This is a genomic window from Nocardia rosealba (genome assembly GCF_020216065.1).
Taxonomy (GTDB): domain Bacteria; phylum Actinomycetota; class Actinomycetes; order Mycobacteriales; family Mycobacteriaceae; genus Nocardia; species Nocardia rosealba.
The window spans coordinates 14,865-28,616 of record NZ_JAIWNA010000014.1; the positions used below are offsets into that span (position 1 = coordinate 14,865).

Consider the following 13,752-nt stretch of genomic DNA (forward strand, 5'->3'; position numbering starts at 1 on the left):
GTAGGGTCACGCGCCCGCGACGGCCACCACGCCGAGTTCGGCGTCGGTGGCGAGCAGGGGATTGTGGGGAAGCACACGAACCGTGTACCCGACCGCACCCGAGAGCGGGACCGGCGCGTGCACCTCGTAGAGCTCCGTCGCGCCGTCGCTGCCGGTGTGCCGCATCTCGATGGTCGTGGTGTCGGACAGGTCGTCGTCGGGCGACACCCGCCCGAGTACCGCCTGCACCACCACATCCGAAGGCGCGAGCCCACCGAGTTCCACGCGCGCGTCCAGCGACAGTTCCGCACCGATCACCGGGGTGTCGGGCAGGCCCGCGCTGTCCACCTGGGTGACGCGCACCGAAGGCCACGCGGCCTCCACCCGCCGCCGGTACTCGGCGACCCGCGCCGCGCCCGCGTAGTCGTCGGCCGACGCGGTCGCGAACGCCGCGGCCGCCGGACCGTAGTACTGCTCGGCGTAGTCGCGGACCATGCGTGAGGCGAGCACCTTCGGGCTGGTGGTCTGCAGGGTGTGGCGGACCATCTCGGTCCACCGGACCGGCACCCCGTTCGCGTCCCGGTCGTAGAAGCGGGGTGCGACGGTGCGTTCGACCAGGTCGTAGAGCGCCGCCGCCTCGAGGTCGTCGCGGCGAACTTCGTCGCGCACACCGTCGGCGGTGGGGATCGACCAGCCGTTCTCGCCGTCGTACATCTCGTCCCACCACCCGTCGCGGATCGACAGGTTGAGCCCGCCGTTGAGCGCCGACTTCATGCCCGAGGTGCCGCACGCCTCGAGCGGGCGCAGCGGATTGTTCAGCCACACATCGCAACCCCAGTACAGGTAGCGGGCCATCGACATGTCGTAGTCGGGCAGGAACACGATGCGGTGCCGCACGGCCGGATCGTCGGCGAAGCGGACGACCTGCTGGATGAGCGCCTTGCCGCCGTCGTCGGCAGGATGACTCTTGCCCGCGACCACCAGCTGCACCGGGCGTTCGGGGTCGAGCAGCAGGGCGCGCAGCCGGTCGGGGTCACGCAGCATGAGAGTGAGGCGCTTGTAGGTCGGCACCCGGCGGGCGAAACCGATGGTGAGGACATTCGGGTCGAAAACGTCGTCCACCCAGCCCAATTCGGCCTCGGCGGCGCCGCGCTGATACCAGGACTCGCGCAGCCTGCGGCGGACCTCCTCGATCAGCACCCCGCGCAATGTATTTCGGGTGGTCCACAACTGTTCGAGGTCGACGTCGCTGAGCTTCTCCCAGCCGCGCGCCTCCTCCACCAGTTCGGGGCCTACGAGTTCGCGTGCTTTGTCGATCCATTCGCGCGCGGCCCAGGTGGGCGCGTGCACGCCGTTGGTGACCGAACCGATCGGCACCTCGGCGGCGTCGAATCCCGGCCAGAGCCCGGCGAACATGTCACGGCTCACCTCACCGTGCAACCGCGAGACACCGTTGGCGCGCTGGGCCATCCGCAGACCCATGTGCGCCATATTGAACACCGACGGATCGGCCTCGCGCCCGAAAGCGAGGATCCGGTCGACGGAAAGCCCTGGCAGCAAGGCGGATTCGGTCTCGCCGTGGGCGCCGCCGAAATACCTGCGCACCAACGGCATCGGGAACCGGTCGATACCGGCGGGCACCGGGGTGTGGGTGGTGAACACCGTCCCAGCCCGCACGGTCGCCAGCGCGGTGTCGAAATCCAGTCCGCCCGCGACGAATTCGCGGATCCGTTCCACTCCGAGGAAACCGGCGTGACCCTCGTTCATATGGAACACGTCGGGGTCGGGCAGGCCGTTGGCACGGGTGTAGGCCCGCACCGCACGCACCCCACCGATACCCGCGAGAATCTCCTGTTTGATCCGGTGGTCCTGATCGCCGCCGTAGAGGCGATCGGTGACCGCGCGCAGTTCCGGGTCGTTCTCGGCGATGTCGGAGTCGAGCAGCAACAACGGGATCCGCCCCACCTGGGCGATCCACACCCGCGCCCGCAGCACCCGCCCCTCCGGCATGGCGACGTGGATCAGCACCGGCGAACCGTCACTGGTGAGCAGGCGCAGCGGCAGGCCCTGCGGATCGAGCGCCGGGTAGTGCTCGCGCTGCCAACCATCTGCCGACAGCGACTGCCGGAAATACCCGGACCGGTACAGCAGACCCACACCGATCAGCGGCAGACCCAGATCCGACGCCGCCTTGAGATGGTCACCGGCGAGGATCCCGAGCCCACCCGAATAGTTGGGCAGCACCTCGGTGACACCGAACTCCATCGAGAAGTAAGCGATCCCGGCCACCCGGGTGGTGTGCTGCTCCTGGAACCAGCGCGGCCTGCTCAGATAGCCGCGCAGGCCCTCGGCGGCCGCGTCGACGCGCGCGAGATAGGCGGGGTCGGCGGCGAGCTCGTCGAGCCGCTCGGCGGGCACCTCCCCCAGCATCCGCACCGGGTCCTGGCCGACTGTGCGCCACAGGTCCCGATCCAGGTCGGCGAACAGATCCTGCGTCGGGCCGTGCCACGACCACCGCAGGTTCGTCGACAACTCACCCAGCGCGGCGAGCCGCTGCGGCAGATGGGCACGGACAGTGAACCGACGAAGTGCCTTCACCCGCCAAACACTAGCTGGGCTGTCCGCCTCCCCGCGACTTCAGGCCAGACTCAGGCGCGGGGTGAGTTGGGGACGCGGCAAGCTTTGGGGAGGTGGCTGGGTGAGCCCGTTCCCGGGGAGTTACCCATGTGCTCGCCTGCTGCTCCGGAGACTCGAGCCAGACTCGGGCGTGGGAAGACTTTGTGTCGGCGGCTAGGCGGAGTCGCGGATCAGCGTAGGGCCGTTCTCGGTGAGTTGTCCCTGTGCTCAGTCGGTTGCTTTGGCGCCTGGGGTGAACTGGGTGGCGAACTCGGGGGTGGGCGGGGTTTCGGTGATGACGTCGATTAGTACGCCTGAGGGGTCGGCGAGGATGAAGTGGCGTTGGCCGAAGTCTTCGGTGCGTAGGTCGAGTTCGGTGGGGAGGCCGCCGGTGACGACCATTCGTTGCCATTCGGCGTCTACGTCGTCGACCTCGAAGTTCAGCAGGAGGCCTTGGACAGGCTTGCCGTAACCCGCTGGAACGGTCGGGTGGGTGGGATCCAGCAGGGCCAGTTCGCAGGACGGTTCGCCGTCGCGGGCGGGGCGGCGCAGGCTCACGTACCAGTCGGCTTCGAAGGTGATCTCGAAGCCGAACCAGGTGGTGTAGAAGTCGCGCGATTCCGCGATTCGGGTGGTGGCAAGGACGGGGTAACAGCTGCTGAGCCGCATGGTGTTCACCTTTCACATACCGTTGGTATGTGTCTTAGGCTAGTTCACATACCGGTGGTAGGTCAATGGGAGGACGGCGATGGTTTCGACGGCACGGGCGCAGCAGCGCGAGGAGACCAGGCGCCTGTTGCTGCGGGTGAGCAGAGAGCTGTTCGCCGCGAAAGGGTATGCGGCAGTCGGCCTCTCGGAGATCGTCACCGCAGCCGGTGTCACCAAAGGCGCGCTGTATCACCACTTCGAGAGCAAGGCCGACCTGTTCAAGGCCGTCCTCGCGCAGGTGCAGCAGGAGGTCGGCGAGCAGGTGGCGGCCGCCGCCGACGCCGAGCCCGAGCCCTGGACCCAGCTCACCACCGGCTGCGCGGCGTTCCTGCGTGCCTGCGCCGACCCGCACATCCAGCGCATCATGCTCGTCGACGCCCCTGCCGTACTCGGCTGGCACGAGTGGCGTGCCCTCGACGAGGCCAATTCCGCCCGCCACCTGGGCGAGGCGCTGCAAACCCTCGTCGACGCGGGCACGCTGCCCCCGCAGCCGGTGACCCCACTCACCCATCTGCTCTCCGGCGCCATGAACGAGGCCGCCCTCTGGCTGGCCACCAATCCCGGCTCCCTGCCCGACGCCCTCGCCGCCCTCGACCGTCTCCTGGCCGGTCTGCGCACTCCCCTGCCCTGACCGCGCGCGCTCGTCCCGGCGATCGGGCGCGGTGTGCAGTACCTTGGCATGGGTGAGCGGCCGGATTGCCATCGATGACATTGCCCCGTCCATCGCAGGCGGCCGCCCGGCCAAAGCCGTGGTCGGCGAGGTTTTTCCCGTCCGGGTAGTCGTCTGGCGGGAAGGCCACGACGCGGTTGCCGCGAGCCTGGCCGTGCGCGCGCCCGGATCCTCGCGCGTCACCCGCATCCGGATGACGCCCGACTACGAACCCGACGTGTTCAACGCGGTGTTCACCCCCAACGTGCCCGGCGTGTGGACCTACCGGGTGGAGGGCTGGAGCGATCCCATCGCCACCTGGCGCTCGGCGGTCGAGGCGAAGCTGTCGGTCGGTCAGTCGGCCACCGATCTCGCCAACGATCTCGAGATCGGCGCCCGCCTGTTCGAGCGTGCCGCCCAGGCGGTGCCGAAGCGGCAGTTCGAGCGGCTGCACGCCGTCGCGAACGCCCTGCGCAGCGAGGAACAACTCCCGGCGCGGGTGGCGCCCGCCTTCACCGAGGAGGTCGCCGAGATCCTGCGGGCCGCCCCGTTGCGCGAGATGGTCACGCGCGGTCAGCAGTTCTCGGTACTCGCCGAACGCCGGCGCGCCCTCGTCGGTTCGTGGTACGAGTTCTTTCCCCGCTCGACCGGTGGCCGCGACGCCGAGGGCAAACCCGTGCACGGCACATTCGCCACGGCCGCCCGCGACCTACCCCGCATCGCGGGCATGGGCTTCGACGTGGTCTACCTGCCACCGATCCACCCCATCGGAACGGTGAACCGCAAGGGCCGCAACAACTCACTGACCACCGAGCCCGGCGATGTCGGTTCGCCCTGGGCGATCGGCTCGGCCGACGGCGGCCACGACGCCATCCACCCCGAACTCGGCACCGAGTCCGATTTCACCGAGTTCGTCGCCAAGGCAACCGAACTCGGCCTCGAAGTGGCCCTCGACCTGGCCCTGCAGTGCGCCCCCGACCACCCCTGGGTCGCCGAGCATCCGGAATGGTTCACCACCCTGCCCGACGGCACCATCGCCTTCGCGGAGAACCCGCCCAAGAAGTACCAGGACATCTACCCGGTCAATTTCGACAACGACCCCGACGGCATCTACGCCGAGGTGCTGCGCGTGGTGCGGCACTGGATCGCGTTGGGCGTCACCATCTTCCGCGTCGACAACCCGCACACCAAGCCCGCCGACTTCTGGGAGTGGCTGATCGCGCAGGTGCGCCGCACCGACCCCGACGTGATCTTCCTTTCCGAGGCCTTCACCCGCCCGGCGCGTCTGTACGGCCTGGCCAGGCGCGGATTCACCCAGTCCTACACGTATTTCACCTGGCGCGTGCACAAGTGGGAACTCCAAGAGTTCGGCTACGAGCTGGCCGCCAAGGCCGACGAGGCCCGCCCCAACCTGTTCGTGAACACCCCCGACATCCTGCACGAGAGCCTGCAGCACGGCGGCCCCGGCATGTTCGCGGTGCGCGCCGCCCTCGCCGCCACCCTCAGCCCCACCTGGGGCGTGTATTCGGGCTACGAGTTGTTCGAGCACGAGGCCGTGCGCCCGGGCAGCGAGGAATACCTGAATTCGGAGAAGTACGAACTGCGCCCGCGCGACTTCGCCGCCGCCCTCGATCGCGGTGAGTCGCTGGAACCGTGGCTCACCCGGCTCAACGAGATCCGCCGCAATCACCCTGCGCTGCAACAGTTGCGCTGCATCCACTTCCACCACGTCGACAACGACGCGCTGATCGCCTACTCGAAATTCGATCCGGTCAGCGGCGACGCGGTGCTGGTGATCGTCAACCTCAACCCCTACGCCGCCGAGGACGGTCACGTCAGTCTGGACATGCCGGCGATCGGGCGCGAATGGCACGACCACCCGGTGGTGTTCGACGAGGTGAGCGGCGAGGAATACCACTGGGGCCAGCGCAACTGGGTGCGGCTCGACCCGGCGCGCGCGGTCGCCCACATCATCGCCCTGCCCGCGGTGCCCGCCGAAGCCCGTGCGGCCCTCGCGTTCCGGCGGAGCTTCTAGATGAAGCGCCGCGATCTGATGCTGCTGGCCGCGGGTACCCATCCCGACCCGCACACCGTTCTCGGCTCCCATCCCCACCCCGACGGCACCGCCGTGCGCGTGCTGCGCCCGCACGCCGACACGGTGACCGTCCTCGTCGGCGGCGCCGAACACCGGCTGAAGTCGTTGGGCCACGGCATCTTCGCGGCCGTCCTGCCGTACCCCCGGATCGACGACTACCGGGTGCGCACCGAATACCCCGGCGGCCCGACGGTCGTCACCGCCGACGGCTACCGCTTCCTGCCGACCGTCGGCGAATTCGACCTGCATCTCATCGGCGAGGGCAGGCACACCCGGCTCTGGGAGGTGCTCGGCGCGCATCCCCGCCACTACACCACCCTCGACGGCGATGTCGACGGCACGTCGTTCGCGGTGTGGGCACCCAACGCGCGCGGCGTCACGGTATTCGGCGACTTCGACCACTGGGGTGGGCAATCGGCGCCGATGCGCGCGCTCGGCACGTCTGGGGTGTGGGAGGTCTTCGTTCCCGGCGTCGGTCCGGGCACGCGCTACAAGTACCGGGTACACGGCGCCGACGGCCGCGTGGTCGACCACGCCGACCCGCTGGCCTTCGCCACCGAGGTACCACCCGCCACCGCGTCGGTCGTGGCCCGCGCCGACCACATCTGGGGCGACAGCGCCTGGCTGGACCGGCGCGCGAGCACCGACGCCATCCGCTCCCCGATGAGCGTCTACGAGGTGCACCTCGGCTCCTGGCGCCCCGGCCTGAACTACCGCGAACTCGCCGAGCAACTGGCGGATTACGTCCGGGCAGCGGGTTTCACCCATGTCGAGTTGCTGCCGGTGGCCGAGCACCCCTTCGGTGGTTCCTGGGGCTACCAGGTCACCTCCTACTACGCCCCGACCTCGCGTTTCGGCACCCCCGACGACTTCCGCTACTTCGTCGACCACCTGCACAACGCGGGCATCGGCGTGCTGCTCGACTGGGTGCCCGCCCATTTCCCGCGCGACGAGTGGGCGCTGGCCCGTTTCGACGGCACCCCGCTCTACGAACACCCCGATCCGCGGCGCGGCGAACAACTCGACTGGGGCACTTATGTTTTCGATTTCGGCCGCAACGAGGTGCGCAACTTCCTCGTCGCCAACGCCATCTTCTGGATCGAGGAATTCCACATCGACGGCCTGCGCGTCGACGCCGTCGCCTCGATGCTGTACCTGGACTACTCACGTCCGGCCGGCGGCTGGGAACCGAACATCTACGGTGGTCGCGAGAACCTGGAAGCGGTCGACTTCCTGCAGGAACTCAACGACACCGTGCACAGCGCCCACCCCGGCGTGGTGACCATCGCCGAGGAATCGACCACCTGGCCCGGCGTCACCCGCGGCACCGACGTGGGCGGCCTCGGATTCACCATGAAGTGGAACATGGGCTGGATGCACGACACCCTCGGCTACCTGGGCCGCGACCCCATCCACCGCGCCTGGCACCACAACGAGATGACGTTCTCCCTCGTCTACGCCTGGAGCGAGAACTACCTGCTGCCGATCAGTCACGACGAGGTGGTCCACGGCAAGGGCACGCTGTGGACACGCATGCCCGGCGACGATTTCGCCAAGGCCGGCGGCGTGCGGGCCCTGCTCGCCTACATGTGGTCGCACCCCGGCAAGCAACTGCTGTTCATGGGCCAGGAATTCGGCCAGTTCCGCGAATGGGACAACGATCGCGGCCTCGACTGGTACGAACTGGAAAACCCACTGCACCAGGGTATTTCGACCATGGTCGCCGATCTCAACCGCACCTACGTGGCACATCCGGCACTGTGGTCGCAGGACACCACCCCCGGCGGGCACTCATGGATCGAGGCCGACGACAGCGCCGCCAATGTCTTCGCGTTCCTGCGGTGGGGTAGTGACGGCAGCGCGGTCGCGTGCGTGTTCAACTTCTCCGGTGCCACCCACGAGAACTACCGAATCGGCTTGCCGCACACCGGTTCCTGGTCCGAGATCCTCAACACCGACGCCACCGGATACGGCGGTTCGGGTATCGGCAACCTCGGTGCCGTCACGGCCGAGGACACCCCCTGGCACGGTCATCCCGCCTCGACCACCGTGCGACTCGCCCCGCACAGCGCCCTCTGGTTGAGCGCGCCCGCCTGAGGCCGGATATGCGACGGGCCGCCCAGGCATACTGCCGGGCGGCCCGTGGTCGATGGGTGTCAGTACAGCGCGGCGGCCAGTTTCCGACGCGCGGCGATCACGAAAGGCTCTGCCTGATCGAACAATTCGAAGAGTTCGAGCAGCCGGGTGCGGGCCCGGTCACGGTCGTCGCCCGCGGTGCGCTTGACGACGGCGATGATCCGGTCGAACGCGGCCTCGGGACGCTGCTCGAGCAGTTCCACATCGGCGGCGTCGAGGGCGGCATCCAGATTGCCGGGATCGGCGTCGGCGGTGGCGACCACGCCCGGGTCGATCTGCTGGGCCCTGGTCAGGAACTTCAGCTGCCGCAGCGCCGCCTTGGCCTCGGCGTTGTTCGGTTCCTCCGCGAGGATGGCCTCGTAGGCGGCTTCGGCACCGGCGATGTCACCTTCGGCGAGCGCGGTCTCGGCGGCCACGAAGCGCGGGTCGTCGTTCTCGGGTTCGGCCTGCGCGCCGCTGCCCTCGAGCTTGCCAGCGGTCGCCTCGACGACCGCGTCGAGCCACTGACGCACCTGCGGTTCGGGCTGCGCGCCTTCGAAGTCGGCCAGCGGCTGCCCACCGGCCACCGCGATCACCGTCGGAATGCCCTGCACCCGCAGCGCCTGGACGATGTTCATATTGGCTTCGGCCTCGATCGCGGCCAGATCCCACGCACCGCGGTCGTCGGCATTGAGCCGTTCCAGGGTGCGGACCAGCTCGACGCTGCCCGGGCTGCGCTGCGAGTACAGCGCGACAACCACGGGCACCTGCATCGAGCGTCGGATGACCTTGGTCTCGAAGTCGGCCTCGGTGACCGAATGGTCACCCGGCGCGCCCGCGCCACCCGGAGCGGCGGCAGGCTGCTTGAGACCGGACAGATCCACCGCCCCTGACATGGCAGCGGCGACGGCGGGCGAAGGACGACGGGAAGCGGGTCGAGTCACGGTTTCCAGTTTGTCACGAAGCGCTGGAGGTGGCAGCCGCGGCGCCCTTGCTGTTCGCGCTCAGCTCACCGAGCTTGCCCGTGCGCACGGCCCAGGCCTCGAAGATCACGGTGAACAGCGGCGGAATGCTCGAGGCGAGCGCCAGGACGGTGGTCTTCCAGTTCCAGTTCAGCTCGCGGGCGGTGAGCAACGCGGTCAGCACGAACAGCACGAAGATGCCACCGTGCACCGGACCGAAGATCTTCACACCGATCTCGTTGCCCTCCTCGGGCAGGTACTTGAACGCCATTCCGAGCAACAGACCGACCCAGGAAATGGCCTCGAGCACCGCGAAGAACCGAAACCGACTCGCGACAGACCGCAGATCAAAGAAACCCATGCGCCCATTGTGCCGCATGACCTACGACACCGTGTAGTTGCACCCGTCACAACCGGCCCCGGAACTCACCGGGGCCGGTCGCGTCGAAATATCAGGCAGGCACGCGGATGATCAGGGCGTCGCCCTGACCGCCACCACCGCACAGCGCGGCAGCGCCCACGCCACCACCGCGACGCTTCAGTTCCAGCGCCAGGTGCAGCAGGATCCGGGCGCCCGACATGCCGAGCGGGTGACCGATAGAGATGGCGCCACCGTTGACGTTCACCTTCTCCGGGTCGTAGCCGAGCTTGCGTGTAGAGGACACACCGACGGCCGCGAAGGCCTCGTTGATCTCGATGAGGTCCAGGTCGGCGGGCGTGATGCCCTCCTTGGCGCAGGCGGCCAGGATGGCGTTGGCGGGCTGATCCTGCAGCGTCGAGTCCGGTCCGGCGACCTGGCCCGCGGCACCGATCTCCGCGATCCACTCGAGCCCGAGCTCCTCGGCCTTCGCCTTGCTCATCACGACCACCGCGGCCGCACCGTCGGAGATCTGCGAGGCGGTGCCCGCGGTGACGGTGCCGTCCTTGCGGAAGGCCGGACGCAGCTTGCCGAGCGACTCGACGGTGGTGTCGGCGCGGATGCCCTCGTCCTCGGTGACGTAGACCGGGTCACCCTTGCGCTGCGGCACGGCCACCGGCACGACCTCGCCCTCGAACACACCGTTCTTCCACGCGGCCGCGGCACGCTGGTGCGAGGCGGCGGCGAAGGCGTCCTGCTCCTCGCGGCTCACCTTGTCGAGGTCGTTGCGGTCCTCGGTGAGCAGACCCATCGCCTGATCGGTGATGACGTCGTGCAGGCCGTCGTAGGCCATGTGGTCCACGAGGGTTGTGTTGCCGTACTTGAAGCCCTCGCGGCTCTTGGGCAGCAGGTGCGGGGTCTGGCTCATCGACTCCATGCCGCCCGCCACGATGATCTCGTGCTCGCCTGCGCGAATCAGCTGATCCGCCAAGGCGATCGCGTTGATGCCGGACAGGCAGACCTTGTTGACGAGCACCGACGGCACATCCATCGGGATACCCGCGGCGATGGCGGCCTGGCGCGCGGGCAGCTGCCCCGCACCGGCCTGCAGCACCTGGCCGAGGATCACGTACTGGACCTGCTCGGGCGCGACGCCACCCTTCTCCAGGGCGGCCTTGATGGCCACACCGGCCAGATCCGAGGCCTTGAAGTCCTTCAGACCGCCAAGCAGCCGCCCGACCGGGGTACGCGCACCGGACACGATGACAGAAGTGGTCACGCAAGCCTCGCATTCATAGTTCGAACCTGTACTCAACGGTAACCCCTGCGGACCGGCGCCTGGTACGCAGGTCGCGCTAGCTTCGTGGGGTGACCAATGCGAACTTCATCCCCGCCGACTACGTCATCGCCGTCGACCATGTGGGCATCGCCGTGCCCGACCTCGACACCGCGGTGGCCTGGTACACCGACAACCTCGGCATGGTCGAGACCCACCGCGAGGTGAACGAGGCTCAGGGCGTCGTCGAGGCGATGCTGTCGTGCCCGGCCGCCGCCGACCGCGCGACCGCCCTGCAATTGCTGGCCCCGCTCACGCCCGAGTCGACCATCGCCAAGTTCATCGAACGCAGCGGCCCGGGACTGCAGCAGCTGGCCTACCGGGTCACCGATATCGAGGCCGTTTCGGGCTTCCTACGCGAGCGTGGGCTGCGTTTGCTGTACGAGGCGCCTCGACACGGAACCGCTGATTCTCGCATCAATTTCGTCCATCCGAAGGATGCTGGGGGTGTGCTGATCGAGCTCGTGGAGCCGAACCCGGATGTTACGCACTAGTAGGCCGGTCCGACCGGGAAATCTCGGCGAGATCACATTCCCGGTCGAGTCTCCATCGTGTCGCTCGAGGCTGTATTTTGTGTGCCATGTCGTCACCTGAGTCCGATCGCAATCGCTTCGTTGCACTGCCCTTCACCGTTGTGCGCAAGGGTTATGCGCAAGACGAGGTGCGCAACTACTTCGACCGCTTCGACGCGGAGCTTCGCGTCACCGCCACCGACCGGGATGCTGCCGCCGCGCAGGCCCGCAATCTCGCCGCCCAGCTGGAAGACGCCCGGGACGAGATCGACGAGCTCCGCAAGGAGGTCGACCGGCTCTCCGTGCCGCCGACCACCGCCGAAGGTATGTCCGACCGTATCTCGCGCATGCTGCGCCTGGCCTCGGACGAAGCGTCCGAGGTTCGCGCACTGGCCCAGGCCGAGGCTGCCGAGATGGTGTCGATCGCCGAGCAGCAGGCCACCGAGATGCGTGGCAAGTACGAGTCGCTGCTCGCGGAGACCAAGGAGAAGCGCGAGGCGCTCGAGATCGAGTTCGAGCAGACCCTCGCGAAGGCGCGCACCGAGTCGACCAAGATCATCGAGGCCGCCCAGGCCGAGGCCGAGCGTCTCGCCAAGGAGGCCGAGGCCAAGCGCAAGGCCACCCAGCAGGACTTCGAGGCCACCATGAACGATCGGCGCACCAAGCTGACTCGTGCCATGGAGGAGCTCGAGGCCACCAGTCGCGCCGAGGCCGCCCAGCGGATCAAGGACGCGACCGACGAGGCCAACCGCCTCATCAGCTCCGCCACCCAGACCTCCGAGCGCAAGATCGCGCACGCGAAGGAACTGGCCGAGGAAATGCGCGTGCTGCGCGGCCGGGTCCTGGCCCAGCTGCTCGGTATCCGCGGTCAGCTCGACTCGGTGCCCGCCATGCTCGCGGCGGTCAACCGTGAGAGCGAACTGCTCGACGGCGCCCCCGAGCGTAAGTCGATCAGCAACAACAACAATGGCAACAACAAGTCCGTCTCGGGCTCGCGCCAGAACAAGGCCATCCCGGAGGTCTCCGACGAGGACATCGTCGACGAGGACCGCGAGAGCGCCGACGTCAACTGACCCTGTCGGACTCTGCGACGACACGTCTACACCTGGAAAACCGGAGGCCACCTCGAATCATCGAGGTGGCCTCCGGTTTTCGGCGTCTCGGCTGGACTCAGGACCAGCGGCGCGTGATTCCCCGTGTGCGCCTGCCGTTCCAGCAACCCTGATGCCAGTGCCTACGGTCGTCCTCACCGCCCTCGACGGCCCACGCGACAATATGGGCCACCCCGGGCGCGATCTCGTGGTCACAGCCCGGGCAGCGGTAGGTCTTCACGGCACGCGCACCGGGAACCGTTCGCACGACATAGATCTCGTCGCCGCCCGGCCCCTCCTCGGTGCGCCCGTACACATCACCGAGCGGCGGCGGGCCGCTACGGCGTTCCTGGCGCGGTTTACGACGCGGCATGGCACTGCTTCCTAGAACAACCGGAAAACGTTGCTCTCGGTGCCACGCAGCTCGTCGTAATCGAGCGTGAGGCAACGGATCCCCCGGTCCTCGGCGAGAGTCTTCGCCTGCGGCTTGATCTGCTGGGCCGCGAACACACCGCGCACAGGCGCGAGCAGCGGGTCGCGGTTGAGCAGTTCCAGATAGCGGGTGAGCTGTTCGACGCCGTCGATGTCGCCGCGTCGCTTGATCTCCACCGCGACCGTCGCACCGTCGGCGTCGCGGCACAGCAGATCGACGGGGCCGATCGCGGTCATGTACTCGCGGCGCACCAGGGTGTACCCCTCCCCGAGCTTGGTGACATGCTCGGCGAGCAGCTCCTGCAGGTGCGCCTCCACACCGTCCTTCACGAGGCCGGGATCGATACCGAGCTCGTGCGAGGAATCGTGCTCGATCTCCTCGATCGCGATGCGCAGTTCCTCGCCGGCCTTGTTGGTCACCACCCACAGGGCCTTGAAGTTGTTCTCGGGCGCCTGCATGGGCTCCTCGCGCAGCGGACGCACGCCCTCGGGCAGTTCCGCCGGCGGGTTCAGCGAGGCGACGTCGCGCTCCTGGAGCCAGCACGGCGGGCTCATCCAGTTGAGCGGCTTGTACGAGCCGCCGTCGGAATGCACCAGCACCGAACCGTCGGCCTTGATGAGCAAGAGCCTGCGGGCCATCGGGAGGTGAGCGGTCAGCCGACCGACGTAGTCGACCTGGCAACGAGCAATGACAAGGCGCACCCGGCCACTCTAGGGGACGCTCAGGAGAACGCAAAAAGGCCCTCCAGCATGGCTGGAGGGCCTTTTCGTGAATGATTGTCCGGCGGTGTCCTACTCTCCCACACCCTGTCGAGTGCAGTACCATCGGCGCAGGTGGCCTTAGCTTCCGGGTTCGGAATGGGACCGGGCGTTTCCCCACCGCTATAACCGCCGTAACA

The 13,752-nt window shown here is 68.2% G+C and carries 12 protein-coding genes and 1 rRNA gene; 5 read left to right on the forward strand and 8 right to left on the reverse strand.

The genetic code is table 11. The features are described from left to right. Window positions 1-6: 6 nt before the first annotated feature. Complete coding sequence (gene glgP / locus LDL21_RS29505; RefSeq protein ID WP_225282653.1) at window positions 7-2,577, reverse strand: alpha-glucan family phosphorylase; 2,571 nt, start codon at window positions 2,575-2,577, stop codon at window positions 7-9. Window positions 2,578-2,823: 246 nt separating this feature from the next. Further along, complete coding sequence (locus LDL21_RS29510) at window positions 2,824-3,264, reverse strand: VOC family protein (protein ID WP_225282654.1); 441 nt, start codon at window positions 3,262-3,264, stop codon at window positions 2,824-2,826. A gap of 79 nt (window positions 3,265-3,343) precedes the next feature. On the opposite strand from LDL21_RS29510, the gene LDL21_RS29515 reads away from it, so the two are divergent. From LDL21_RS29515 to glgB, 3 genes are read left to right on the forward strand one after another with little or no spacing between them, the layout of a single operon-like run. Further along, window positions 3,344-3,934, forward strand: coding sequence for a TetR/AcrR family transcriptional regulator (locus LDL21_RS29515; RefSeq protein WP_225282655.1), 591 nt, complete (start codon window positions 3,344-3,346; stop codon window positions 3,932-3,934). A gap of 52 nt (window positions 3,935-3,986) precedes the next feature. Further along, entirely contained in the window at window positions 3,987-5,987 is a 2,001-nt protein-coding gene (locus tag LDL21_RS29520; RefSeq protein WP_225282656.1) for an alpha-1,4-glucan--maltose-1-phosphate maltosyltransferase, read from the forward strand. Continuing rightward, window positions 5,988-8,144, forward strand: a complete 2,157-nt coding sequence (glgB, locus tag LDL21_RS29525; RefSeq protein WP_225282657.1) for a 1,4-alpha-glucan branching protein GlgB — start codon at window positions 5,988-5,990, stop codon at window positions 8,142-8,144. 59 nt (window positions 8,145-8,203) lie between these two features. Here glgB and LDL21_RS29530 read toward each other — a convergent pair whose 3' ends face one another. The 3 genes from LDL21_RS29530 to LDL21_RS29540 all read right to left on the reverse strand — a co-directional run bounded on the left by LDL21_RS29530 (window position 8,204) and on the right by LDL21_RS29540 (window position 10,761). Then, window positions 8,204-9,058: a tetratricopeptide repeat protein gene (locus tag LDL21_RS29530; RefSeq protein WP_225282662.1), complete on the reverse strand. Its 855-nt coding sequence runs from the start codon at window positions 9,056-9,058 to the stop codon at window positions 8,204-8,206. Window positions 9,059-9,119: 61 nt separating this feature from the next. Further along, entirely contained in the window at window positions 9,120-9,485 is a 366-nt protein-coding gene (locus LDL21_RS29535) for a DUF3817 domain-containing protein (RefSeq protein WP_067498224.1), read from the reverse strand. Window positions 9,486-9,576: 91 nt separating this feature from the next. Next, a complete protein-coding gene (locus tag LDL21_RS29540) occupies window positions 9,577-10,761 on the reverse strand; it encodes an acetyl-CoA C-acetyltransferase (protein ID WP_225282658.1) in 1,185 nt (394 codons plus the stop codon). An 89-nt stretch (window positions 10,762-10,850) separates the two neighbouring features. Here LDL21_RS29540 and mce point away from each other — a divergent pair, with 89 nt between their 5' ends. Both mce and LDL21_RS29550 read left to right on the forward strand, forming a co-directional pair. Continuing rightward, a complete protein-coding gene (mce, locus tag LDL21_RS29545; protein ID WP_225282659.1) occupies window positions 10,851-11,312 on the forward strand; it encodes a methylmalonyl-CoA epimerase in 462 nt (153 codons plus the stop codon). 86 nt (window positions 11,313-11,398) lie between these two features. Further along, window positions 11,399-12,403, forward strand: a complete 1,005-nt coding sequence (locus LDL21_RS29550) for a coiled-coil domain-containing protein (protein WP_067498215.1) — start codon at window positions 11,399-11,401, stop codon at window positions 12,401-12,403. A gap of 97 nt (window positions 12,404-12,500) precedes the next feature. Here LDL21_RS29550 and LDL21_RS29555 read toward each other — a convergent pair whose 3' ends face one another. The 3 genes from LDL21_RS29555 to rrf form a co-directional block, all read right to left on the reverse strand. Then, the gene (locus tag LDL21_RS29555; RefSeq protein WP_067645043.1) at window positions 12,501-12,794 is read right to left on the reverse strand and encodes an Rv1322 family protein; all 294 of its coding nucleotides are present in this window, start codon (window positions 12,792-12,794) and stop codon (window positions 12,501-12,503) included. Between the two features lie 11 nt (window positions 12,795-12,805). Next, a complete protein-coding gene (gene nucS, locus LDL21_RS29560) occupies window positions 12,806-13,555 on the reverse strand; it encodes an endonuclease NucS (protein ID WP_067498208.1) in 750 nt (249 codons plus the stop codon). Window positions 13,556-13,632: 77 nt separating this feature from the next. Continuing rightward, a 5S ribosomal RNA gene (gene rrf, locus LDL21_RS29565) occupies window positions 13,633-13,749 on the reverse strand. Window positions 13,750-13,752 lie beyond the last annotated feature (3 nt).

Excerpts from the sequence above, each read along its gene's own strand:
- LDL21_RS29555 (WP_067645043.1), bottom strand. The coding sequence starts at position 12,794 with ATGCCGCGTCGTAAACCGCGCCAGGAACGCCGTAGCGGCCCGCCGCCG.
- LDL21_RS29515 (WP_225282655.1), top strand. The coding sequence starts at position 3,344 with ATGGTTTCGACGGCACGGGCGCAGCAGCGCGAGGAGACCAGGCGCCTG.
- LDL21_RS29535 (WP_067498224.1), bottom strand. The coding sequence starts at position 9,485 with ATGGGTTTCTTTGATCTGCGGTCTGTCGCGAGTCGGTTTCGGTTCTTC.
- LDL21_RS29510 (WP_225282654.1), bottom strand. The coding sequence starts at position 3,264 with ATGCGGCTCAGCAGCTGTTACCCCGTCCTTGCCACCACCCGAATCGCG.
- glgB (WP_225282657.1), top strand. The coding sequence starts at position 5,988 with ATGAAGCGCCGCGATCTGATGCTGCTGGCCGCGGGTACCCATCCCGAC.
- LDL21_RS29530 (WP_225282662.1), bottom strand. The coding sequence starts at position 9,058 with ATGTCAGGGGCGGTGGATCTGTCCGGTCTCAAGCAGCCTGCCGCCGCT.
- LDL21_RS29550 (WP_067498215.1), top strand. The coding sequence starts at position 11,399 with ATGTCGTCACCTGAGTCCGATCGCAATCGCTTCGTTGCACTGCCCTTC.